Raw genomic sequence first — 22,716 nt, 5'->3', positions numbered from 1 at the left:
GATGAAAAAATTAAAAACACTATTTACTGGTCTTTGCGTTCTGATGTTATTGTGCGCGTGTACGGGCAATTTTGAAGAAATTAATGAAGACCCTAACCGTATTGCGCAAATCAGTCCGGGTACTTTGATCAACCCAATTATTTATGGGTTGGCAAGTCACAATGTAGGTCGCGCTCACGCGATTACTTTTGATTTGATGCAGGTGACCCTGCCGTTTCCCAGTGTATCCGGAGGATTGCACCGGTATGATGTGAGTCAGAATATCAGTAACTCTTCTTGGTACAATTATTACCGCTGGCTGAATAATATCAAGGAGATGGAGCTGGCAGCTGTAGCCGCTGAAGATCCCAACTATGAGGCGGTAGCTTTAACGCTAAAAGCCTGGGTTTACTCAAATTTAACCGACCTATTTGGTCCCGTGCCTATGGTTGAAGCGGTTAATGGAGAAGAGGGGAATTTCTACCCGGCTTTTGATACCCAAGAACGGATCTATGAGACTATTTTAGCTGATTTAGAACGTGCAAACGCTTTGTATGATCAAGATTTTGATATGGTATATGCAGCGGATATTCTCTTTGCTAATGATGTGGCCTTATGGCAAAAATTCACAAACGCGTTGCAGATGCGTTTGTTGTTGCGTATTTCTAACCGAAACGAGACCAATGCACTTCAAAGACTTACCAATATCATCAATGATCCGCAGACGTATCCAGTTTTTGAAAGCACGGAAGAGTCGGCTATTCTTCAGGTAACCGGAGTAACACCTAATATCTCCCCTTGGGGTCGTCCACAAGATTTTCCACTTGGTGTAAAAATGGCGAGCTTCTTTGTAGATAATTTAAATGAATTAGAAGACCCCAGAAGACCTATAATCCAGACTATGGCGCAAGATTTAGACAATGTATCTATAGGCTATAAAGGAATACCCAGTGCGTATGCAGGTCCTGAGTCACAGTTTGAGTACAACGCGAGTACCCTAAATAGAGCTCAGGTAGAAAACCCAATGCAAATCTTTTTACTGACTTATGCCGAGATCGAATTTATCAAAGCCGAAATGGCACAACGCGGCTTTATAGATAATGCCCAACAACATTATGAAGCCGGAGTAGCAGCAGCTATCGAGCAGCTGGAAGCAGAAATTACTGACACCTATTTTGAAAACCCTGCGGCAGCCTATAACGGGACTTTAGAGCAGATTTTATTACAGAAATACTACGCGCTGTACTTTGTAGACTATCAACAGTGGTTTGAATTCAGACGCACCGGATTACCGGAGTTGCCTACAACCGAAGCGATGCTAAATGACGCGGTGATGCCGTCTCGTTTTTTCTACCCTTCTGATGTGCAAATCAGTAATCAGGAGAACTATCAACAAGCGCTTGAACTCTTGGGTGGCCCGGATAATATCAACACCAAAGTATGGTGGGACAATAACTAAACCGTAAATACAATCTTATGATGAATACATTAAAAATCACCCTTATAGCTGGTTTACTTGCAACAGGATTGTCTGCTCAAGAGCAAGCCAAAGGGTATGTCTTTGAAGATCTTAATGGCAATGGTAAAAAAGACCGTAATGAGAAAGGCATTGCGGGAGTTTCGGTTACTAATGGGGAAGACGTGATAACCACCGATGCAAAAGGTAAATACGAACTTAGCGTAAAAGACGGGCAGGCACTTGCTGTAATCAAACCTGCAGGGTATACATTGCCGGTTGACGAAAACAACCTGCCGCAATTCTACTACAGCTACCGCCCTGAGGGTTCTCCAACATCTGATTTTAAAGGAATCGCTCCTACCGGAAAATTACCAAAATCTGTAAATTTTGCACTGCTGCCTGCTCAGGAGCAAGACAGCTTTACTGCTTTGATCTTTGGTGACCCTCAGCCGTATACACAAGAAGAGGTTGACTTTTTTGCGCAAGGCGTTGTGGCTGAGGTAGCAGGTATTCAGGATGTGGTTTTTGGGCTCAGTCTGGGGGACCTTGTTGGGAATAATCTTGACCTGTTTAATCCGTATATCGATGCAATTAAAAGCGTTGGGATTCCATGGTTTAACCTGATGGGGAACCACGATATGAACTTTGATGCCGCAAGTGATCAACTATCTGATGAGACATACGAAGCGCATTTTGGTCCGGCGAATTATGCATTCAATTATGGTGCGGTTCACGTGATCGTGCTTGATGATATTCTGTATCCTGATCCACGAGACGGCAAAGGCTATTGGGGCGGGTTTAGAGAAGACCAACTCCAATTTGTAGAAAATGACTTGAAGCTGGTTCCTAATGATAAATTGATCGTATTGGCTTTTCACATTCCCTTGAGCGAACCGGAAGGTGATCCGTTTAGAGATGCAGACCGGGAGCGGCTCTTTAAAGCCTTAGCTCCGTTTGAAAATACACTCAGTCTCTCGGCACATACGCATATTCAGCGTCAGGATTATTTTACAAAAGAAGATGGGTGGTTGCGGGAGAAACCGCATCACGAGTATAACGTAGGGACTACTTCGGGAGACTGGTACTCGGGGAAATTAAACGCAGAGGGAATCCCGGTTTCTACCATGCGGGACGGTACGCCTAAGGGCTATGCATTCATTCACTTTGATGGAAATCAATATAGCGTAGACTATAAAGTTGCCGGAAAACCAGAAGACTTTCAGGTGGAGCTGTTTGCACCTAAAGTAGTGGCACAAGGCCGAAATACCAAAGCCGGTATCTATGCCAACTTCTTTATGGGAAGTGCTGCCGATACGGTGGAATATCGCGTAGATAACGGGGAGTGGAAGCCGATGCAGTATGTGGAGGAGCAGGATCCTTCTTACGAACTCAGTGTTTATGAGTGGGATACTACAGAGACCTTGATGGAAGGCCGCCGATCGAGCAATCCTATCAACAGCACACATTTATGGCGCGGAAACATTCCTGCTAAATTAAAAAAAGGAAGCCATAGGGTAGAAATACGCGCTACTGATCAATACGGAAAAATCCATACTGGTGCAACAACATACCGTTTAGAATAGTATTAAGAATGCTTGTTTCGAGGGCCTGCCCACCTTCATCAATAATCTCGGGTGGGTCCTTTTTTTAAGAAATTATCCGTCTAACATGTAACTTTGCTTTATGAAAATCCTACTTTTAGCAGGTATAGTCCTTGCGAGCCTTGTAAGCTGCAAATCAAAACCTGAAGAATCAAAACCTATGCAAACACAACCTCAAGATACGCTTGCTATTCAAGTTCAGGGCCATCGCGGGGAACGCGGCAACCTGCCCGAAAATTCGATTCCTGCCTTTTTAGGAGCACTTCGCAAAGGCGTAGATGTATTAGAATTAGATGTAGTAATCTCCAAAGATAAACAGGTGGTGGTGAGTCACGAGCCGGTGATGCTTCCGCTGTATATGCTTACACCAGAAGGGGACAGCATTGCTAACGAAGACAGCCAGAAATACAACTTGTATACGATGGGGTATGCCGAAATCAAAGAATTTGACGGCGGTTCTAAGGGGAATGTACGCTTTCCGAAGCAACAGAAGATGAAAACCTATAAACCTTTATTAAGCGAGGTTTTTGATACGGTAGCCGCGACTATTACTAAAGAAAACCTGCAGCCTGTAACATTCAATATTGAAATTAAATCGGTGCCTGAAGCGTATGATCTTTTTCAACCGCAACCCGAAGCTTTTGTAACGCTTGTGATGCAGGTAATTCAAAACAAGAATATGCAAGAGCAAGTCAATGTGCAGTCCTTTGATCCTGCAATTTTAGAAGTGATGCATACCAAATATCCTGAGATTGAACTGGCGTATTTGGTAGGCGAAAACACGTATGAAGAGAATAAAAAGAACCTGAGCTTTACCCCAGAGATCTACAGTCCGTATTTTAAATTACTAAACCCAGATGAGGTTGCTACCATACGTAATGACGGTTTAAAAGTGATCCCATGGACGGTAAATGAACCGGAAGATATTAAACAAATCATAGCGCTTAAAGTAGACGCGATCATTACGGATTATCCGGAGCGGGTACTTAAAGCACTGAAACAGGAGTAGTTTTACAAAACGTTTTTAGTATTGAAGATTCAGGAATTAAAAGTATATACGCCCCATCTGAACCTACAGCGGCTGTTTTATGAAGAAACGCTGGGGCTTGAAGCATTTAACGCGACCAACGATCGCTTTTCGGTGAAGCTCGGAGAATCGATACTGGTGTTTGAGGAACGGGAGACCGCCACACCATACCATTTTGCGATCACGATTCCTTCAAATAAAGAAAAAGAAGCGCTTATCTGGCTCAAACAACGGGTTGATATTCTTAATTATGAGGGTAATACTATACAGGAGTTTAAAAACTGGAATGCAAAGGCAATCTACTTTTACGATGCAGATCACAATATTGTCGAGTTTATTGCCCGAAATACCCTGAATAACCAAACTTCAGATGGCTTTAGTAAAGCACAATTGCTTGAAATTTCGGAAATAGGGCTTCCTACAGATGCTATTGAGCAAAGCTTTATTATACTTAACAAAACGCCGGGACTTGAAGTCTACGACGGCAATTTTGAGCGTTTTTGTGCGGTGGGTGATGCAAACGGATTGATTATTCTTATCGATAAAAATTCCAGAAAATGGTTTCCTACCAATGACACGGCTTATCCTTCAGATTTTAGCCTAATCGCAAAGGTTGATAGGGCGACATTTAGAATTGAATATAAAAATGAAATTTTAAAAGCAGAACCTATAACTACAACAAGTAAACAGAACTTGTAAATGCAACACAACCTTAAATCCATCCGGCCATTTATAGGATCTAAAGACTTTAAAACATCGCGCGCGTTTTATCGTGAAATGGGTTTTGAAGAAGTCTTGCTTCCACCTAAAATGGCACTTTTTAAACTAGGAGATTTCAGCTTTTACCTTCAGGATGCCTATGTAAAAGATTGGGTAGACAATACCATGCTTTTTCTGGAAGTAGAAAATCTGGAAGCGCATTTGAAGCACCTTAAATCATTGAACTTGCCTCAAAGGTTTGAAGGCGTACGTGTTTCAGAACTGGTACATAACGATTGGGGTTCCGAGTTTTTTGTACACGATCCTTCCGGAATCTTGTGGCATATAGGAAATTTTAAATAGATCGTTTCGGGTAATTTGAGTACGAGTTGGATGAAATTCTTTAATATTTAGCCAATACGATGTTAGAGCTATCCAAAAACAAAGGTGCAACTCAATCTCATTAGTTAGCTTTAATAAAATTTTAAAGCCTAATGCAATGCGCGTATTACTTCTTTTTTGTTCTGTACTTCTAATAAGCTCTTGTAAAGAGAATCCCAAAAACCAGAAAACACCTATTCCTCAAAGTCAGGATGCAGGTTCTGAAACACCTGAACCCATATCCTCGCCGCAAACGCTTACGAATATAGAAGACATAAAAAAAGAGTACAGCCGCCTTACGCAGCTTTTAAAAACTAAGGATTTAGATTCTACATCGTTTACCTACAATTGCAACGGTGAAAAATCAGGTACTGTAGTATTTTTTTCAGACACTACAGGACTTAAAGTGATTCGACACGCGCATAATGAATACAGCCATTTTGAAGCAGCTGATCTTTATTACCTCCGCGATGAAGTTCCGTTTTTTGTATTTTCTACAAATACAACCTGGAGCTTTAGTGGAGGTACAGCAGATGCGCCACAAACTACTGATAATGTAGTAGAAAATCGTTTTTACCTATTAAATGGAGAACCGGTTGACTGTCTGCGGAAGCAATACAGTATCAAATCTGATGAAGCCAATCCGGTTAATCCCAATACCATAACAAATCAAAAGACAGATTGTAAGGCAATTGAAGACTATTTAGAAACGTATAAACTCCTTTTAAAACATCGGGAGACTACTTCAGAAATTACCTGTCTTTAAAATCTAAAAACGATCTAAAAATTAGTCTGAAAAACTTCAAATTATTTTAAGGGGGTACTTAGCTTTGTTGCTTACAAGTACCACTTCATGAAGCGCACCTTTATTAAATCAATTCTGCTGGCAGGTTTTACTGCTGCTTTGGCATTGATTTATATAGTGGCTCCTGTACAGCAAGCGGCATTACAATGGGCTCACGAACTGGATCACGAGTTCAATCATATAACTGCACAAGCGCACGAGCACCACTTTATAACTGCAGAAGAATTGCTTGCCGAAGCCGGTCATGATCACCGTACGTTAGAATACATCAAGCAGGTATTGGAGCCTTTTGAAGACGATCTCAAAAACGAGAAAGAACAACCTAAGCCATTTAAAATTGATAAGCATCTTCAGGTTGATCGCTTTTTAGAATGCGTCGTAACGCATCAGATAACTACTAAAACTTCTTATGATTTAAGAATGCAAATCCACCGGCAATTTGCTTTGCGCAATCCCGTGCCACCTCCCCGATTTACTATTTAAATATTTGTTGCTAAGTGCTTCATTCTTTAAAAAGAGAACAGAAGCGCAGATACTATTCTATTTATTTAATTAGTAAATCATAATATGAAATATATTTATATGGTGCTGCTGTTGTGCACCCTGCATGTAAGTGCTCAAAATTTAACAGGAACCATTACAGATAGGGATAAGCATGCCCTGGAGAATGTCAATATTTATAACCTATCAAAAGGAAGTCATACCCACACCGATGCTAACGGAACTTTTGTGCTTCCTGCGCCACGGCTTCAGGATTCACTGGTGATCTCCCGTTTAGGCTTTAAAACCTATTATTTGGTAGTCGATCAAGACTTGCTTTCAGAACCTCTAGTTGTAGAACTGGAAGAAGCCAGCACTTCATTAGATCAGGTAGTGCTTACTGCTGAGGTAAATTCATTGAGTACAGTGGTTGCGGTAGATCTTAAACTGAATCCGGTAAAATCATCACAAGAGATCTTGCGTAAAGTACCGGGGTTGTTCATCGGACAACACGCCGGTGGGGGTAAAGCAGAACAAATCTTCTTACGCGGCTTTGATATAGACCACGGTACGGATGTGGCGATTAGCGTAGATGGGATGCCGGTGAATATGGTGTCTCATGCGCATGGGCAGGGATATGCAGATTTACACTTTGTGATTCCTGAAACGATAGAGAATATTGACTTCGGAAAAGGAGCGTATTATGCAGATAAGGGAAACTTTAATACAGCAGGTTATGTAGATTTAAGATTGAAAGAGCATTTGGATGCAAGCAGTATTTCGGTGGAAGCGGGTCAGTTTAACACCTCGCGTTTAACGGGCTTGTTCAATTTGGTTGATGAACAAAATCACACGGCGTATCTGGCTTCAGAAATGTACCTGACCGATGGGCCTTTTGACAGTCCACAAAACTTCAACCGCTTCAATGTTTTGGGTAAATACACCTATACCAATCCTAATAAAGATAAACTCACATTGACGGCTTCTCATTTTCAAAGCAAGTGGGATGCTTCGGGACAGATTCCACAGCGCGCCATAGATCAGGGATTGATTGGTAGGTTTGGTGCTATAGATGATACAGAGGGTGGACAAACAAGCCGTACCAACATCAACTTAAACCACTTGAAGAATCTGGAGCATAATGCAGTTTTAAAAACCAATGCTTTTGTGTCTAAGTACGATTTTGAACTGTACTCTAACTTTACGTTTTTCTTAGAAGATCCGGTAAACGGAGATCAGATCAAACAGCAGGAAGATCGTTTTATTGCAGGCTTGCAAAGTGTGTATGAGCGTAGACATGTAACACTGGGATCAGGTAGCTTAGAGTATCAGGCGGGTGTAGGGTTTAGATATGATAATGTAGATGATATGAGTTTGTCACACACGCTCAACCGCCAGACTACATTAGACCGTATTGCACTTGGAGATGTAGACGAACTCAACGCATTTGCTTTTCTGAATACCGAATTTAAAACTGGGAAGTTTACCTTCAATCCGGCAGTGCGTCTGGATTATTTCAAATTTGATTACTACAACAAACTTACGGAAACGTATGACAATAAAAGCGAGTCTAAAGTGGCCTTCAGTCCTAAATTCAATACGATTTTTTCACCTACACAAAACTGGCAGCTTTCGTTGAAGACCGGTATCGGTTTTCATTCTAATGATACGCGTGTGGTGGTGGCTAACAGTGGCGAAGATATTTTGCCTGCAGCCTATAGTGTAGACTTGGGAACTATTGTAAAACCCATAGATCGACTGGCTTTAAATGCAACTTTATGGACGCTTTTTCTGGATCAGGAATTTGTATATGTGGGTGATGCCGGTATCGTAGAACCTAGCGGCAAGAGCCGAAGAATGGGTGTTGAAGTAGGGGCACGGTATCAGCTGTTAGACTGGTTATACGTATACGGAGATGCCAATTATACTTACGCCCGAAGCACCGAAGAAGCTGATGGAGAAGATTACATTCCACTGGCTCCAAAGTTTACTTCGGCCGGTGGTTTAAGTGTTGACAATCTGAATGGGTTTAGCGGAACTTTAGGATACCGCTGGCTGGGTGACCGTGCCGCCAATGAAGACAATTCCATCGTGGCAGCAGGTTATTTCGTAACCGACTTTAATGTGAATTACACGATTAAAAACTGGACGCTGGGCGTGATCGTTGAGAACCTGTTTGACGTGGACTGGAATGAAACCCAGTTTGCTACAGAAAGCCGACTCTTTAATGAACCGGCACCGGTAGAAGAAATCCATTTTACCCCGGGAACACCTTTTTACTTGAGAGGAAAGATCACGTATAGATTTTAGTTCCTGCTTAAAAAGTAGCCTGTCTAAAAGGCTGTTTGTGTTTTGCAAACAGCCTTTTTTAGTTGATGATTAAAAATGGATATACTAAGTTCTTCTGAAATGTTACTGCTCATACTTTTGCATAACCAGATATTTCAACTCGGTGTCTCCGGCATTGCTGATGCCGTGCATACTGTTTGAAGGACAATACAGACTGGTATACGGGCCAACTTCTACGGTCTTACCATCCAGATAAAATTCAGCGGTACCTTCTAAAACAAAAAAGAACTCGTCTTGTGGGTGTTGATGCGGTGCATGGGTAGATTTGCCCGGGTCTACCACACTCATCTTGATCGTCCTGCCATCTGTAAAATCCTTATCAGCAAACCAAAATTGATGCCCTACCTGCGTCTTTTGAATCGCTTCGGTATCGTAAGTGGTTACACAATCATCAAAAGTATAGGTCTTGTCTTGTGGCATGTGTTGTGCGCTTGTCGTTGTTGCAAAGAATAGGCAGGCCAAGAGGCTCAAAATTTTAAGCATGCTACTTCAGTTTTAAGAGCTTTAAATTACAAAAAAAAGCGGCACTTTTTTAAACATAGCGAATTAGAGTCTGATGCCCTGTACAAATGATCGCTTTTTTACGACTATACACGGGTAATATATAAAAGCATGCAACTTAAAGATTTAAATAAGTGGAACCGCAGCTTACCCAATACCGCAAAAATGCCGGTGTTGTTTCTGGGGCATGGGAGTCCGATGAATGCGATAGAGGAGAATGAATTTGTAAATGAATTCAAGAAACTTGGGAGAGCGTTAGCGGTACCTCAGGCAATTTTATGTATTTCGGCACACTGGGAAACCCGAGGGACCTTTGTAACCGCGATGGAGCATCCACAAACAATACATGATTTTGGAGGATTCCCACAAGCTTTGTTTGATGTGCAATACCCTGCACCGGGAAGTCCGGAGCTGGCCCTTGCGACTCAAGAACTGGTTAAAAGCGCCAACGTACACCTTGATGACAAATGGGGACTCGATCACGGGTCGTGGAGTGTGATCAAGCATATGTATCCTGAAGCCAAGGTACCCGTAATCCAGATGAGTATCGATTATACCAAGCCGGCACAATACCACTATGACCTGGCAAAAGAGTTGGCTGCGCTACGCCATAAAGGAGTGTTGATCGTAGGTAGTGGTAATATGATTCACAACCTGCGCCGTGTTGCCTGGGATAAATTGAATACGCCGTTTGCCTACGACTGGGCACTTGAAGTGCGCGAAAAAATGAACACCGCAATACTAACCCACGATCACCGGAAACTGATTGATTTTAAATCACAGGGAATGGCTTTTGATCTGGCAATCCCTACTCCGGAGCATTATTTACCGCTTATTTACGCAGTGGCTTTGCAAGAAAAAAATGAAGAAGTCACCTTGTTTAATGACCTTCCCGTAGGAGGTTCTCTTTCGATGACGTCTCTTAAAATCGCATAAGAACAAAAAAAGAATATTTCAAATGTATTTCCGTAATTTTAAACGGAAACCCTGGCGTTGTAAACACACGCTGTTTTATTCTTTTTACAATTATGAAAAACAAAATACTCGCATTGCTTTTACTAACCAGTTCGTTTATTCAGGCTCAGGAAGCCTTGTTCAGCGGGCAGCAAGTAAGTTCGCCTCAGGTCCATGAAGATCATTCCGTCACCTTTCGGTTAATGGCTCCGGGTGCTGAAAGCGTTCAGGTTACCGGTGATTTTTTACCATCGGTAAAAGTAAAAACACCAATGGGTGAAGCCGATGGTCCCGGAAAAGCCGATTTAGAAAAAGATGAAAAAGGAATCTGGTCGTTTACAACGGAAGCTTTAGCTCCTGAGTTGTACAATTACGCCTTTATCATTGACGGCTTTAAAACAACAGATCCTGCCAATCCGTTTTTAATACGCGATGTGGCTTCGGTGATGAATATTTTTATCGTTCCGGGCGAGCAAGCCGATTTATACCGCGTGCAGGATGTACCCCACGGTACGGTGGCCAGCCGCTGGTATGATGCTCAGGACTTGGGTTTTGACCGAAAGCTTTCTATATATACTCCACCGGGTTATGAGCAATCTGATGATGAATATCCTGTGTTGTATTTGTTACACGGTGCAGGCGGTGATGAAGAAGCCTGGCTTTCATTGGGGCGTACCGCCCAAATTATGGATAATCTGATCGCTGAAGGAAAGGCAAAACCTATGCTTGTGGTGATGCCTAACGGAAACGTGGGGCAGGATGCTGCACCGGGAGCCGGAAGCGATGGGTATTATACACCTCAGTTTATGACACCGGAAACTATGAACGGGAAATACGAAGCTCAGTTTATGGATATTGTTGATTTTGTAGAAGACAATTACCGCATAAAAGCAGATAAAGCAAATCGGGCTATAGCCGGACTCTCGATGGGTGGGTATCACAGTTTACAAATCTCACGTTTTTATCCGAATGCCTTTGATTATGTCGGACTCTTTTCTGCTGCGATTATGCCGCGAGAAGATAAAAGTGGTAAAGGCGTGTATGCCGATTTTGAAGAAACACTAAAAGCTCAAAAAGATAACGGCTATAAGCTCTACTGGATCGCAATTGGGGAAAGCGATTTTCTATACGAAGCCAATATGGAATACCGCGAATTATTAGATAAAATAGGAATGCCCTATGAATATACAGAGTCTGAAGGCGGGCATATTTGGAGAAACTGGAGAGTCTATCTTTCTGAATTTGTACCGCTCTTGTTTCAGGATTGATTATTCGATTCCCTCAGAAATACCCAAGCCCTTTCGCATAGAAAGGGCTTTTTATTTTTTGAACAACTCATAATAAGTGTAATTAAAACATTTTAAGTAACTTATCAAAGTTTTAGTTATGTATTTAATCCTGCCTTTTATGAAAACCTTTACCTTCTTGCTGCTCTTCGTCTGTAGTTTTTCAAGTGTATTTGCCCAGTATGATACTATTCAACCTGTAGAAATAGGGGTGGATTTTAATGCCAAATTAGGCGAGTTGAAACCCATTTGGGCGTTTTGGGGGTATGATGAGCCCAACTATACGTACATGAAGGACGGTAAAAAATTACTAACTGAAATTTCGGAGTTGAGTAAAGTTCCGGTGTATGTGCGTGCTCATAGTTTGCTGGTTACGGGCGATGGAGAAGCTGCTTTAAAATGGGGTTCAACCAATGCCTATACTGAAGATGAAAATGGAAATCCTATTTATGACTGGACGATTATCGACAAGATTTTTGATACCTATATCGAACGCGGGATGAAGCCGCTGGCGCAAATAGGATTTATGCCCGAAGCCTTATCGACAAAGCCTCAGCCTTACCGGCATCATTGGAAACCGGGAGCAGATTATGATGATATTTATACGGGATGGGCCTATCCGCCAAACGATTACAACAAGTGGGCAGAATTGGTGTACCAGTGGGTAGTGCATTCGGTAGCGCGCTACGGAAAGGAAGAAGTAGAAAGCTGGTATTGGGAATTGTGGAATGAACCCAACATTGGCTACTGGCGGGGCACGACCGAAGAATACATCAAACATTACGATTATACGGCTGATGCGGTTAAAAGAGCTTTGCCTACGGCGAAAATGGGCGGACCCGAAACAACCGGGCCGGGCTGGGATAAAGCCGAAGCATTTTTACGCACCTTTTTAGACCATATCATTTCAGGTAAAAACTACGCAACCGGAGAAACAGGAGCTCCGCTAGATTTTATTACCTACCACGCAAAAGGAAGCCCTAAGTTGGTTGACGGTCATATTCAGATGAATATGGGTTCGCAGCTTAACGATCTGGCTAAAGGCTTTGAGGTGGTGGCTTCCTATCCTACACTGAAAGATTTACCCATCATTATTGGGGAGTCTGACCCTGAAGGCTGTGCGGCATGTTCGGAAGAGGATTATCCCGAAAATGCGTATAGAAACGGAACGATGTACAGCAGTTATACCGCTGCATCTTTTGCGCGTAAGTATGATTTGGCACGGGCGTATGGGGTAAACCTGAAAGGAGCTGTGACCTGGGGATTTGAATTTGAAGATCAGGCCTGGTATGCCGGTTTTAGAGATATGGCGACAAACGGAGTAGATAAACCGGTACTCAATGTGTTTAGAATGTTTGGGATGATGCACGATACGCAGGTAGCCGTTTCGGGAGATCTGGAGTATGATTATAAAAAAGTCCGGTCAGAAAGTGTCCGCGATAATCCCGATGTAAACGCCTTGGCTTCGGTAGGTGAGGATGGCGCATCGGTTATGGTCTTTAATTACCATGATCGCGACGATCTGGACGTTGCAGCAAGTCCGGTCACGATTACTCTTAAAAACATTCCAGCTGAAAAAGTTCTGGTCAATCAATACCGGGTAGATCAGGAATTCAGTAATTCGTATTCGCTCTATAAAGAAATGGGTTCGCCGGAAAATCCAACTCCGGCACAGATCAAAGCCTTAGAGCAGGCCGGGCAGCTGCAGTTGTTTACTTCTCCCGTTTGGATGCACGTAACAGACGGAAATCTGGAGTTAAGCTTAGATCTCCCAAGACAGGGGGTGGCGTTGTTTCAGCTGGAGTTTGAAAAGTAATTCTGGTCATTCTTTTAATCTTAAAAAATTTCTTGGTGACGATTTGCATCTTAGAATTTCTATAGACTCCTCCTTACTTTTCTTTGTTTGTCCAAAGAAAAGTAACAAAAGAAAAGACCCTTTTTCTTAGGTATTTTTGCCCTTAGGGGCAAAACCGCAACAAGTCCCCTAAATTTTCTCCAAGGCTTCGAAAATTCTTAACGGGGACTTTTTGCTATACTGAAGAAAAAGAAGGCTAAAGAATAGAATTCTTAGTTCTGATTTTGGAAACGGCCTACAAGAAGGTATCGTTAAATTTGAAGTGAGCGTAACGTCGCAGGCGGTTCTGTTTGAGGCCGCCAGAGCGGCCGAGTTAAGCGCATGCAGTGCAGCGAACGATAAATTTAACGATACCGTCTTGTGAGCCTAGCGTTTTTTGTTTCTTTTTTGGGCGATGCAAAAAAGAAAGAGAAGATGAATAGAAGTTAACAGCTCGCTCGCATACAAATAGTTTTAATTGAGGTCGCTGCGCCGGCTGAGTTAAGCGCATGCAGCGGAGGGAGCAAAAAATTTAGAGAAGCTCATGTAAGCCTAGATTTTTTTGGTTTCCAGCCGCATCAACTCGCTCAAAGACATGCTTTGCCGTATCGATGGAAAAAATGAACAGAAAGATGAATAGGAGTTATAGCTTCTAATGAAGTTTTGATTGATCTCCTATCAGAGATTTGAGTAAGACTTACTTCTAATCATGTTTGTTCATTTTCTTTACTCGTCTAAAGAAAACGAACCAAAAGAAACGACGCCTTTTGGATAGGTATTTTTTGCTACCGCAAAAACCACAACAGCATCCCTAAATTCCTTCCAAGGCTTCAGGAATTCTTAACGGGATGCTGTCGTTATACTGACCAAAAGGAAACTAAACCCTTCGGGTATGAATACGTATTGTTTCATTCTTCTAACTATCTAATTTCTAATAGAACGCCAGTATCGGCCTATCAGGAGGTTCTCGTCAAATTTGCGGTGAGCTTAGCGTAGCAGGCGGTTCTGTCTGAGGCCAGCGGCCGAGTTAAGCGCATGCAGCGGAGGGAGCAAAAAATTTAGAGAAGCTCATGTAAGCCTAGATTTTTTTGGTTCCCAGCCGCATCAACTCGCTCAAAGACATGCTTTGCCGTATCAATGGAAAAAATGAACAGAAAGATGAATAGGAGTTATAGCTTCTAATGAGGTGTTGATTGATCTCCTATCGGAGATTTGAATAATTCCAACATCTATTGATGTTTCATTCTTTTTTGGGCGATGTAAAAAAGATAGTACGATGAATATCCCGACTGTACTTCGACCAAGCTCAGCAAGCACGCTTGATGTATGAATTTTTAATATTGAAGTTTTTCAATGACGATTCCTTAAAGCACCAAATCTGAAAACAGCTGTTCCAAAGTTTGCTCTAAATCAGCACTAAACCCCGGATGAGTCTTTGAAGTTTGAATCACCGAACTTCGGGTAGCCGTTAACCATCTAAAGCGTTCTGCAGCTTCCAGTTTTGCTATGGGGCCGCCGTGTGTATCACCGGCACAAATAGCTTTAAAGGCGTTGAGGTTTTTTTCAACCTGCTCCACATCCAGTTCGGGGCAAAAGGCAGTCAGTTTCTGCGCATCCAGCTGAAATTGCATCCCAATAAAACGCGGACGTTTGCAATAGAGCACCACGCCTACATTAAAAAACTCTTCGCGCTCCACCTGAGGAACGATGCGGATCACCGCATACTCATACAAGTGCTTGTCGTGCATCGGTTGCGGTTTTGGTGAATAATTCAGAATGCGTCAAACGTGTTTTCAAAAACTGAAAATAGACCTGACGCAGGTCATCGGGATTTTCGTCGTAGCCTTCCCAGTCCAGCCATTCATCCGGAATGAGGTTAACAATGTTGAGTAGGATATCATCGGTAAGCACCGCTTTCAATTTTATGTTAGCTTCTTCCAATTGCGATGCCTGCGGAAGCAACACGTGATCTTTAATCAGCACAAAAGGCGTGGTTGCACTTTTCTCCCAGTTGGTAAAACTATGGTGAAAATACAAGGTCGCGCCGTGGTCAATCAGCCACAATTCCCGATGCCACATCAGCATATTGGTATTGCGAAAGGTCCGGTCAATATTGGTCATAAAGGCATCAAACCAAACAATCTCAGATGCCAGTTGCACATCCACTGTAGTCACCACCGGATCAAAATTGATCGCGCCCGATAAAAAGTGCAAGCCAATATTCAGCCCTTGAGAAAACTTCAGTAGATCCTGAATTTCCTCATCGCCTTCGGTACGACCAAAGGCCTCGTCCAGATGGGCAAAAACCACTTCCGGGACTCTAAATCCCAGAACCCGACCGATCTCACAGCCCAGCAATTCGGCAATCAATGCTTTGGGACCGTGACCGGCGCCTTTAAATTTAACGACATATTTAAAGCCGTCATCGGCATCGGCAACCGCCGGTAACGATCCGCCTTCCCGCAACGGAGTGATGTAGCGGGTGACGTTTACGTGACGCAATTCTGGAGGTGTTTGCATAGCTTCAGTTAAGTGTGGCAAAAATACGGTATTGCAGTATAATTAAGCTTGAAATCTTACAAGGCTTAGCTTAGTATTGTAATAGTCTTTACTTTAATGTTTAAAACAGCTTCAGTAAAATAAAACTCTTTTAAGGAAAGTTTTTGAGTTCTATATTAGAATATTGATAACTTCACAAAAACTAACAGAAAACCTCACCTTGAAAAAATTACTCGTTTTCTTAATAAGTATAAGTTCGTGTATGCTAGCTGCTCAAAACATCACCGGCGAGTGGTATGGGGCTCTAAAAGTACAGGGTATCGAGTTGCCGTTGATTTTTCATATTACTGAAACCGATTCTGCCTACACTGCAACAATGGACAGTCCTGATCAGAAAGCTTTTGGGATTCCGGTTACGACCACGCATTTCATTAGTGATACCTTAAAACTAGAACTAAAAAATTTAGGAGCAACTTATAAAGGCGTACTGGCTGACCAACGCATCAGCGGTACGTTTATACAAATGGGAAACAGCTTTCCACTTGACTTGGGACGGGAAGCATTACAAAAAGAACCGCTTAAGCGACCTCAGGAGCCTCAAGCGCCTTTTCCGTATGCAACTGAAGAGGTCGTCTTTCACAATGAGACAGCAGCCATCGATCTGGGAGGAACGCTTACCTTACCGGAGGGCGACGGGAATTTCCCGGCTGTGATACTCATAAGTGGAAGCGGACCCCAGGACCGAAACGAAGAAATTCTGGGACACAAGCCGTTTCTGGTGATTGCAGATTACCTTACCCGCAATGGGATTGCGGTTCTGCGCTATGACGATCGGGGTGTTGCGAAGTCTACCGGAAATTTTGCTACAGCTACGTCTGCAGACTTTGCGACCGATGTGGCAGCGGCAATTGCGTATTTAAAAACACGCAAAGAGATTGATTCAGCTAAAATAGGCTTGGTGGGGCACAGTGAGGGCGGACTCATTGCTCCAATGGTTGCAGCAGATTCTAAAGATGTGGGGTTTATCGTTTTGCTGGCAGGAACAGGAATACGTGGAGACGTATTGCTTTTAAAGCAGGAAGAATTGATTGCCCGTGCCTCTGGTGTATCGGAAGAACGCATCGCAAAATCAAAACTTAGAAATAAGGAACTATTCTTTTTGGTTCGGCAATTTGAGAATCAGGATGCTTTGAAAGAAGCAGTAGCAGATCAAATCAATGCATATATTGATGAAGAAGATAGGGAAGAATTTCCTGAAGGAATGAATCGGGAAGCTTACGTGAATCAACAGGTAAGTAAACTTGCCAATCCCTGGATGCTGTATTTCTTGAAACACAACCCTGCAACAGATTTACAAAAGGTAACTTGTCCCGTGCTTGCAGTAAACGGGTCAACAGATTTACAGGTGCCGGCCACCGAAAATCTTTCAGCAATTAAAGCCGCTTTAGAGCAGGGAGGCAATCAGGATGTAACCATTAAAGAATATACCGGTCTCAATCATCTATTTCAGGAAAGCGAAACGGGCGCTCCGGGTGAATACGGAGTAATCGAGCAAACGTTTTCGCCTTTGGTTTTAAAGGAGGTAACTGAATGGATATTGGAGCAAACCAAAGAGCAACAGAACTAGAATTTATTTATCTTGGAAAAACAGGCAACCTCAGGATAGAATTTTGAATAAGAGATTCTTATAGAATTACAGCATTCAGAACTAAAAGAAGACACCTGTTCTGTATATTTCAGTTTCCAAAACGTTCCCAAGATGAAAATTTACGGCAATTGCAAATTCTGTAAACAATCTATCCCGGTTAAAACCGAAGCGCAAACCCGTATACAACTGGCCATGCAGAAAGGTGAAAAGATTAGCTGCAAATGCCCCAATTGCAATGCTAATCAAAGCATCCACGTCAATGATTTTAAAACTCAATACTCTAAAACCCCACAAGTGATTGCGGCAATCATTTTTTGTACAGGAACTTTAGGAGGCTTATATCTGGGATTTTTCGTTCTGGAAAACATAAGAAATCACTATCTGGCATACGGGGCATGTAGTCTCTTATTAGTTCCGGGATTGGCTTATGGTATTCTTCATCAGGAAGAACGTCGTCGTGTAAATGCTTTTAATCAGATGTGGGTTTAACTAATTAGGCTTAAATTTTGATACACCTATCAAAAACCGTTTGATGATTTTATTTTTTATTGGTATTGTGTGCCTGCTACAATATGGGCTGTATCTTTTGAATCAGCGCACGAAACCAAAAATTCCTTCGGTATTGATTGCCATTCTCTTTCTACCCCTTCACTTTTTTGTGTTTCCACAACTGTTTTTCCCTCCGCCCAGACCAGATGGGATTAATTGCGGAATGCCACAATTGGGGATTGTATTAGGTTTTTGGGTATTTGGAACGCTCGGGGTTATCGGGACGCATATTTTTTGGACATTTAAAAGAAAAGCTAAAATGAGAAAGGATGCGTAAAGGGTATAGCTCGTATAAAAACAGGGAACTCTTACAGATCATTAAGACTACAACTTCACTGGGAGAAAGAAGAGCAGCTCAAAACGAATTGGATTCGAGAAATCTGGATGCTGCAGACCTTCGTAAATTGGAGAACAGTTACAGGCAGGTTTTAGTCAATTCTGAAAATCGAAAAAACAAATCGCTAAGCTTTGATGAACAGTTTCTGTTTTTTGTAATTCCTTTCTTTACATCCAGACCACGTTGGCGGCATGATCATTTTTCGGAGTCAGAGCTCGAAAGGTTTAGAGAGCACGGTTTTGATTTAAAGCGAAAACAGGCACAAATGATCCGCTTCTTTGGAGTAGTTTTTTGGATTCTAATTTTGATGGCGGTCTTCTATTTTTTATCCTAATTAAATTTTAAAGTTTCTTTCCTGTTTAGCTTTATAAACTAGCTTCGCTCAAATATTGATACCAAATTATGACACGTTACCTGATTGTATTTGCGGTTTTGATTATTTCCTGTAAACCTTCCACCGAGAAAAAGGCTGATGTAATGTCTGCCGAAGAAACGGAATCCGCATCAACTTCTGAACCCGATAGCCTAAGCCAGCAAAACGAACCCGTTTTGGAGTCTGCTGCAGACCAAAAACGAGCACTGATGCAAGGCACCTGGTACAGCACCGAAGATCCCAAGTCCTATTTGGAAGTGAAAGGTGATCAACTAATTATGGGCTACGAAGGCATAGAAAGCGCTACAAGTACTTACGCTGTAACCATTGCAGATCAGTTGCCTGATGACCAACCGTCTAATCCCGATACCCAGTACCTGATTTTAAAACAGGGTGAAGATACCATGACGTATGCGATTGATAACCTCACTGAAGATAGCCTGAAGCTGTTGTATTTACCCCGGGGCAATTTTTTAAGCTTCAGCAAAACAAAATAAGATTGGTTTAAAATGGAGGTAAAAGAGATCGTTTCCGCAGCCTGGCTTCACACACATTTAGGGAATGAAAAGCTAATCATTTTAGACGCCAGTCTCGCACAAACCGCAACCGGTAAAACACCGGCCAGTTCAACGGTAACCATTCCAAACGCACGGTATTTTGACCTGAAGCATGTGTTTTCAGAAGCTTCGAGTGTTTTTCCCAATACGCTCCCTGCCCCTGCGGCTTTTGAAGAAGAAGTGCGAAAGCTGGGCATTGATACCGATTCCATACTGGTAGTTTTTGATAATCTGGGCGTGTATTCGAGTCCGCGGGTGTGGTGGCTTTTTCAGAGTATGGGACACCAAAAGATCGCGGTGCTTGATGGCGGTTTACCCGAATGGAAGGCTCAGGGTTTTGAAGTGGAAGAGCGTCGGCCATCACCTCTTAAGTCAGGTAATTTTAAAGTCCGGTTCAATCCAGAGCTGCTGGCGACCTACGAAGCGGTGCTTGCAAATACCTTAAACAAAACCTTTACGCTTGTCGATGGCCGTTCTGCAGGTCGGTTTAACGGAACCGCCCCTGAACCGCGTAAGCAGCTCCAAAGCGGGAGTATTCCTAATTCGGTCAACATCCCCTACGAACGGGTTTTGACTGATGGAAAATTCAAAAGCAAAGAAGCGCTTCAGGAGCTTTTTAAACCCACCGATGATGCAGAGAATCTGGTATTCAGTTGTGGTTCGGGGTTGACTGCGTGTATCGTAATGCTGGCTGCAGTACGTGCCGGTAGATCAAGTAAACGCGTGTATGACGGTTCGTGGACCGAGTGGGCAGAGCTGCAAGACCTGACGCTTGATAAAGAGTAGCTAAAGCAGGGCAGAGCAGGATAAGTTTGTGGCGCTAATCTCCTATTTTGTGCTATCAATACATCTTATGAAAAAGCCGCTATACATCTGCTCTGTTATTTTGAGTTACTGGGTTATCTTCTTTTCAAGCACGATAGACTCAGCTTACGCTCAGAATACCATTACAAACGATTCTTTTTGGAACACCGTTACGGGAGAACCCATCTATTCTCAGGGAGGTGGAATCTTTCAGTTTGAAGATCCGCAGAGCGGAAAGCTACACTATTACTGGTATGGGGTGCACTATAAGGAAGCCGAAGCCTACCGCAACGATCCGTCAGTGACCTATGAGCGCAATCACTTTGAAGGGGTCACCTGTTATACGTCTACAGATCTGGTTAATTGGAAATTTGAAAAACATGTACTCACCAAAGAAGCAGTAAACTACGATAAGCAACCTACCTGGCTGGGGCGTATGGGCGTCGCGTATGTCTCAGAACTGGAGCAATACGCCTTGTTCATTCAGCACGGAAAGAACGTGCTGATTGCCCTGGCAGATTCACCCCTGGGCGATTTTAAAGCGCATCGGCATATAGATATGACAGACCGAATTGGCACCCCCAATACCGGAGATCAAACGGTATTTACCGATCCCGATACAGGAAAATCTTATTTGGTATATTCCTACGGGCAGGGACGTAACAAGATCTACCTTTCCGAAATTGGCGTACGCGATGGAAATGTTGATTTGCTGGATGTAAAAGAGATCTTTAGAGGGGCCAGCCGCGAGGGGAATTGTATGTTTAAATACAACGGGAAGTACTACATGGCTGCGTCCAATATTTACGGCTGGGACGGTTCGTTTGCCTATTACCTGGTAGCTGACGATATCTACGGACCGTATAAACCCATCAACGAAATGCAGCTCATGCCCGGCAGCGAGCAGGATTACGCACATGTTTCCCAAACCGGTTTTTTCTATACCATCCCGGGGAGCGAACAAGAGACGGTATTGTTTTGTGGAGACCGCTGGGCGGAGTTTGCCGGTAACGGCCTGGGTTACAACCAATGGGTACCGCTTTCTTTTGAGGGCGAGATTCCGTATTTCAACTCGTTAAGCGCGTGGAACCTGGACGAAGAAACCGGAACCTGGAGCGTGGCTAAAACCAATAATTTTGTCAAAAACGGCAGTTTTGAAGCCGACCGCCGGTATATTCCCAGCAACAACAAACCGGTACAGGAACAGCTCCTGGGTTGGAACACAGAGATCATAAAGGGAAATGCAATTTCTACCACAGATCCTGATTCGCCGGTACTGAATTACTTCAATACCCATGAAGATCGCAAACAGGTTGTAGGCGAAAAAAGTCTGTATCTAAGTGACACCGTACCGTTTGAACGCATGGTCTCTCAGGAAATCACGGCATCACCTTACGTTGAGCTCCCGGACGGGAATTACACCCTAAGCGCCAAAATCAGGAATACAGCGGGCTTTACGAAGCTAACCCTTTTTGCAACCAGTGGCGGCAATTCAAAAACCGCTGATCTTACTTTAGAAACTCCAGAGTGGACGCGCATCAGTATCACGAATATTCCCATTAAAAATGGAAAGGTAAAAGTGGGTATCGAAGCGCAGGCTGCCGCAGGTGCTTATGCAATCTTGGATGAGATCAGCTTAGTTCAGGAATAATGTTTTTGTTATCGAACGCAGGCGAGATACAGCCTTTGTTCATTTTTTCATTGATTCATCAAGGCTTGTCTTTGATCGAGTTGATACAGCTGGAAAGCAACCCGTCTGGTCAACCGGGCAGGAAGACCAAGGCTTACATGAGCTTCTCTAAATTTATTGCTCACTACGCTGCATAGTTACTGATTGAAATCATCCCAACGCGACAAGCTGGCTCATTCGCTAGAATAGTCCACAGGACTATTCCTTTACGCTCTGCCCTACGATAACCTCCTGATATGCCGGTACTGGCGTTCTATCAGACTTGAGATGATAGACGATAGATAAAAGGATAAAGAGTATGCGTATTCATACCCGAAGGGTTAAACGAATGCCCTTCCCTCGGTTCTAGAATAGGTGTGGGAAGCTCCGAAGGACAGGAGCGATAGCGACGCGGAGCTGACAAGCCGGTTTTCGCCCTAAGGCGAAAAATTCCTAAGCGAGGGGCTCTTTTCTTTTGGTTCGTTTTCTTTGGAGAAGCAAAGAAAATGAACAGAACATGATTAGAAGTAAGTCTTACTCAAATCTCCGTTAGGAGATCAAACAACACCTCATTAGAAGATCTAACTGCTATTCATCTTCCTGTTCTTTTGCCTTGATGCCAAAGAACCAACCTACCTCCCGGCAGGCAGGAAGATCAAGGCTTACAGGAGCTTCTCTAAATTTATTGCTCCCTGTGCTGCATAGTTACTGATTGAAATCATCCCAACGCGACAAGCTGGCTCATTCGCTAGAATAGTCCACAGGACTATTCCTTTACGCTCTGCCCTACGATAACCTCCTGATATACCGGTACTGGCGTTCTATCAGACTTGAGATGATAGACGATAGATAAAAGGATAAAGAGTATGCGTATTCATACCCGAAGGGTTAAACGAATGCCCTTCCCTCGGTTCTAGAATAGGTG

At 43.0% G+C, this 22,716-nt stretch carries 21 protein-coding genes; 18 read left to right on the top strand and 3 right to left on the bottom strand.

What is annotated here, in order from left to right; all coding sequences use genetic code 11:
• The first annotated feature begins 1 nt into the window (after nucleotide 1).
• From DSM02_RS11735 to DSM02_RS11700, 8 genes are all read left to right on the top strand, one after another.
• Nucleotides 2–1,438 carry a SusD/RagB family nutrient-binding outer membrane lipoprotein gene (locus DSM02_RS11735; protein ID WP_128765817.1) on the top strand — a complete coding sequence of 479 codons (1,437 nt, stop codon included), beginning with the start codon at nucleotides 2–4 and terminating at the stop codon, nucleotides 1,436–1,438.
• A gap of 17 nt (nucleotides 1,439–1,455) precedes the next feature.
• Nucleotides 1,456–3,021: a calcineurin-like phosphoesterase C-terminal domain-containing protein gene (locus DSM02_RS11730; protein WP_128765816.1), complete on the top strand. Its 1,566-nt coding sequence runs from the start codon at nucleotides 1,456–1,458 to the stop codon at nucleotides 3,019–3,021.
• Nucleotides 3,022–3,121: 100 nt separating this feature from the next.
• Nucleotides 3,122–4,048: a glycerophosphodiester phosphodiesterase family protein gene (locus DSM02_RS11725; protein WP_128765815.1), complete on the top strand. Its 927-nt coding sequence runs from the start codon at nucleotides 3,122–3,124 to the stop codon at nucleotides 4,046–4,048.
• Nucleotides 4,049–4,069: 21 nt separating this feature from the next.
• Nucleotides 4,070–4,765, top strand: coding sequence for a VOC family protein (locus DSM02_RS11720; RefSeq protein ID WP_128765814.1), 696 nt, complete (start codon nucleotides 4,070–4,072; stop codon nucleotides 4,763–4,765).
• The gene (locus DSM02_RS11715; RefSeq protein ID WP_128765813.1) at nucleotides 4,766–5,128 is read left to right on the top strand and encodes a VOC family protein; all 363 of its coding nucleotides are present in this window, start codon (nucleotides 4,766–4,768) and stop codon (nucleotides 5,126–5,128) included.
• A gap of 136 nt (nucleotides 5,129–5,264) precedes the next feature.
• Entirely contained in the window at nucleotides 5,265–5,912 is a 648-nt protein-coding gene (locus DSM02_RS11710; protein ID WP_128765812.1) for a hypothetical protein, read from the top strand.
• A gap of 87 nt (nucleotides 5,913–5,999) precedes the next feature.
• Entirely contained in the window at nucleotides 6,000–6,434 is a 435-nt protein-coding gene (locus DSM02_RS11705) for a hypothetical protein (protein WP_128765811.1), read from the top strand.
• 84 nt (nucleotides 6,435–6,518) lie between these two features.
• A complete protein-coding gene (locus DSM02_RS11700; RefSeq protein ID WP_164918301.1) occupies nucleotides 6,519–8,741 on the top strand; it encodes a TonB-dependent receptor in 2,223 nt (740 codons plus the stop codon).
• Nucleotides 8,742–8,843: 102 nt separating this feature from the next.
• Here the strand turns inward: DSM02_RS11700 and DSM02_RS11695 are convergent, their stop codons facing one another.
• Complete coding sequence (locus tag DSM02_RS11695; RefSeq protein WP_240674042.1) at nucleotides 8,844–9,263, bottom strand: cupin domain-containing protein; 420 nt, start codon at nucleotides 9,261–9,263, stop codon at nucleotides 8,844–8,846.
• A gap of 129 nt (nucleotides 9,264–9,392) precedes the next feature.
• Here DSM02_RS11695 and ygiD point away from each other — a divergent pair, with 129 nt between their 5' ends.
• From ygiD to DSM02_RS11680, 3 genes are all read left to right on the top strand, one after another.
• Nucleotides 9,393–10,217 carry a 4,5-DOPA-extradiol-dioxygenase gene (gene ygiD / locus DSM02_RS11690; protein WP_128765810.1) on the top strand — a complete coding sequence of 275 codons (825 nt, stop codon included), beginning with the start codon at nucleotides 9,393–9,395 and terminating at the stop codon, nucleotides 10,215–10,217.
• A 92-nt stretch (nucleotides 10,218–10,309) separates the two neighbouring features.
• Complete coding sequence (locus tag DSM02_RS11685; protein ID WP_205875144.1) at nucleotides 10,310–11,503, top strand: esterase; 1,194 nt, start codon at nucleotides 10,310–10,312, stop codon at nucleotides 11,501–11,503.
• Between the two features lie 139 nt (nucleotides 11,504–11,642).
• A complete protein-coding gene (locus DSM02_RS11680) occupies nucleotides 11,643–13,337 on the top strand; it encodes a GH39 family glycosyl hydrolase (protein ID WP_128765808.1) in 1,695 nt (564 codons plus the stop codon).
• Between the two features lie 1,382 nt (nucleotides 13,338–14,719).
• Here DSM02_RS11680 and DSM02_RS11675 read toward each other — a convergent pair.
• Nucleotides 14,720–15,103, bottom strand: coding sequence for a DUF3037 domain-containing protein (locus tag DSM02_RS11675; RefSeq protein WP_128765807.1), 384 nt, complete (start codon nucleotides 15,101–15,103; stop codon nucleotides 14,720–14,722).
• Nucleotides 15,081–15,875 (bottom strand): HipA family kinase, encoded by a 795-nt coding sequence (locus tag DSM02_RS11670; protein WP_128765806.1) that lies wholly within the window; start codon nucleotides 15,873–15,875, stop codon nucleotides 15,081–15,083. The genes DSM02_RS11675 and DSM02_RS11670 overlap by 23 nt, the downstream gene beginning before the upstream one ends.
• Nucleotides 15,876–16,074: 199 nt before the next feature.
• On the opposite strand from DSM02_RS11670, the gene DSM02_RS11665 reads away from it, so the two are divergent.
• The 7 genes from DSM02_RS11665 to DSM02_RS11635 all read left to right on the top strand — a co-directional run bounded on the left by DSM02_RS11665 (nucleotide 16,075) and on the right by DSM02_RS11635 (nucleotide 21,773).
• Nucleotides 16,075–17,481 (top strand): alpha/beta hydrolase family protein, encoded by a 1,407-nt coding sequence (locus DSM02_RS11665; protein WP_128765805.1) that lies wholly within the window; start codon nucleotides 16,075–16,077, stop codon nucleotides 17,479–17,481.
• A 132-nt stretch (nucleotides 17,482–17,613) separates the two neighbouring features.
• Nucleotides 17,614–17,991, top strand: a complete 378-nt coding sequence (locus tag DSM02_RS11660; protein ID WP_128765804.1) for a hypothetical protein — start codon at nucleotides 17,614–17,616, stop codon at nucleotides 17,989–17,991.
• A 43-nt stretch (nucleotides 17,992–18,034) separates the two neighbouring features.
• The gene (locus DSM02_RS11655; RefSeq protein ID WP_128765803.1) at nucleotides 18,035–18,328 is read left to right on the top strand and encodes a hypothetical protein; all 294 of its coding nucleotides are present in this window, start codon (nucleotides 18,035–18,037) and stop codon (nucleotides 18,326–18,328) included.
• On the top strand, nucleotides 18,321–18,722 hold the full coding sequence (locus tag DSM02_RS11650) for a hypothetical protein (RefSeq protein WP_128765802.1): 402 nt from the start codon (nucleotides 18,321–18,323) through the stop codon (nucleotides 18,720–18,722). Before DSM02_RS11655 ends, DSM02_RS11650 begins: the two co-directional genes overlap by 8 nt.
• Before the next feature lie 68 nt (nucleotides 18,723–18,790).
• Nucleotides 18,791–19,258, top strand: coding sequence for a hypothetical protein (locus DSM02_RS11645; RefSeq protein WP_128765801.1), 468 nt, complete (start codon nucleotides 18,791–18,793; stop codon nucleotides 19,256–19,258).
• Between the two features lie 12 nt (nucleotides 19,259–19,270).
• The gene (locus DSM02_RS11640) at nucleotides 19,271–20,104 is read left to right on the top strand and encodes a sulfurtransferase (protein ID WP_128765800.1); all 834 of its coding nucleotides are present in this window, start codon (nucleotides 19,271–19,273) and stop codon (nucleotides 20,102–20,104) included.
• 67 nt (nucleotides 20,105–20,171) lie between these two features.
• Nucleotides 20,172–21,773 carry a family 43 glycosylhydrolase gene (locus DSM02_RS11635; RefSeq protein ID WP_128765799.1) on the top strand — a complete coding sequence of 534 codons (1,602 nt, stop codon included), beginning with the start codon at nucleotides 20,172–20,174 and terminating at the stop codon, nucleotides 21,771–21,773.
• Nucleotides 21,774–22,716: the final 943 nt, after the last annotated feature.

The sequence above is a fragment of the Leeuwenhoekiella polynyae genome (assembly GCF_004104075.1).
In the GTDB taxonomy this organism is placed as follows: domain Bacteria; phylum Bacteroidota; class Bacteroidia; order Flavobacteriales; family Flavobacteriaceae; genus Leeuwenhoekiella; species Leeuwenhoekiella polynyae.
This window is presented reverse-complemented; position numbering and strand designations above follow the sequence as displayed.

Excerpts from the sequence above, each read along its gene's own strand:
- DSM02_RS11735 (WP_128765817.1), top strand. The coding sequence starts at position 2 with ATGAAAAAATTAAAAACACTATTTACTGGTCTTTGCGTTCTGATGTTA.
- DSM02_RS11730 (WP_128765816.1), top strand. The coding sequence starts at position 1,456 with ATGATGAATACATTAAAAATCACCCTTATAGCTGGTTTACTTGCAACA.
- DSM02_RS11725 (WP_128765815.1), top strand. The coding sequence starts at position 3,122 with ATGAAAATCCTACTTTTAGCAGGTATAGTCCTTGCGAGCCTTGTAAGC.
- DSM02_RS11715 (WP_128765813.1), top strand. The coding sequence starts at position 4,766 with ATGCAACACAACCTTAAATCCATCCGGCCATTTATAGGATCTAAAGAC.
- DSM02_RS11710 (WP_128765812.1), top strand. The coding sequence starts at position 5,265 with ATGCGCGTATTACTTCTTTTTTGTTCTGTACTTCTAATAAGCTCTTGT.
- DSM02_RS11705 (WP_128765811.1), top strand. The coding sequence starts at position 6,000 with ATGAAGCGCACCTTTATTAAATCAATTCTGCTGGCAGGTTTTACTGCT.
- DSM02_RS11700 (WP_164918301.1), top strand. The coding sequence starts at position 6,519 with ATGAAATATATTTATATGGTGCTGCTGTTGTGCACCCTGCATGTAAGT.
- DSM02_RS11695 (WP_240674042.1), bottom strand. The coding sequence starts at position 9,263 with ATGCTTAAAATTTTGAGCCTCTTGGCCTGCCTATTCTTTGCAACAACG.
- ygiD (WP_128765810.1), top strand. The coding sequence starts at position 9,393 with ATGCAACTTAAAGATTTAAATAAGTGGAACCGCAGCTTACCCAATACC.
- DSM02_RS11685 (WP_205875144.1), top strand. The coding sequence starts at position 10,310 with ATGAAAAACAAAATACTCGCATTGCTTTTACTAACCAGTTCGTTTATT.
- DSM02_RS11680 (WP_128765808.1), top strand. The coding sequence starts at position 11,643 with ATGAAAACCTTTACCTTCTTGCTGCTCTTCGTCTGTAGTTTTTCAAGT.
- DSM02_RS11675 (WP_128765807.1), bottom strand. The coding sequence starts at position 15,103 with ATGCACGACAAGCACTTGTATGAGTATGCGGTGATCCGCATCGTTCCT.
- DSM02_RS11670 (WP_128765806.1), bottom strand. The coding sequence starts at position 15,875 with ATGCAAACACCTCCAGAATTGCGTCACGTAAACGTCACCCGCTACATC.
- DSM02_RS11660 (WP_128765804.1), top strand. The coding sequence starts at position 17,614 with ATGAAAATTTACGGCAATTGCAAATTCTGTAAACAATCTATCCCGGTT.
- DSM02_RS11655 (WP_128765803.1), top strand. The coding sequence starts at position 18,035 with ATGATTTTATTTTTTATTGGTATTGTGTGCCTGCTACAATATGGGCTG.
- DSM02_RS11650 (WP_128765802.1), top strand. The coding sequence starts at position 18,321 with ATGCGTAAAGGGTATAGCTCGTATAAAAACAGGGAACTCTTACAGATC.
- DSM02_RS11645 (WP_128765801.1), top strand. The coding sequence starts at position 18,791 with ATGACACGTTACCTGATTGTATTTGCGGTTTTGATTATTTCCTGTAAA.
- DSM02_RS11640 (WP_128765800.1), top strand. The coding sequence starts at position 19,271 with ATGGAGGTAAAAGAGATCGTTTCCGCAGCCTGGCTTCACACACATTTA.
- DSM02_RS11635 (WP_128765799.1), top strand. The coding sequence starts at position 20,172 with ATGAAAAAGCCGCTATACATCTGCTCTGTTATTTTGAGTTACTGGGTT.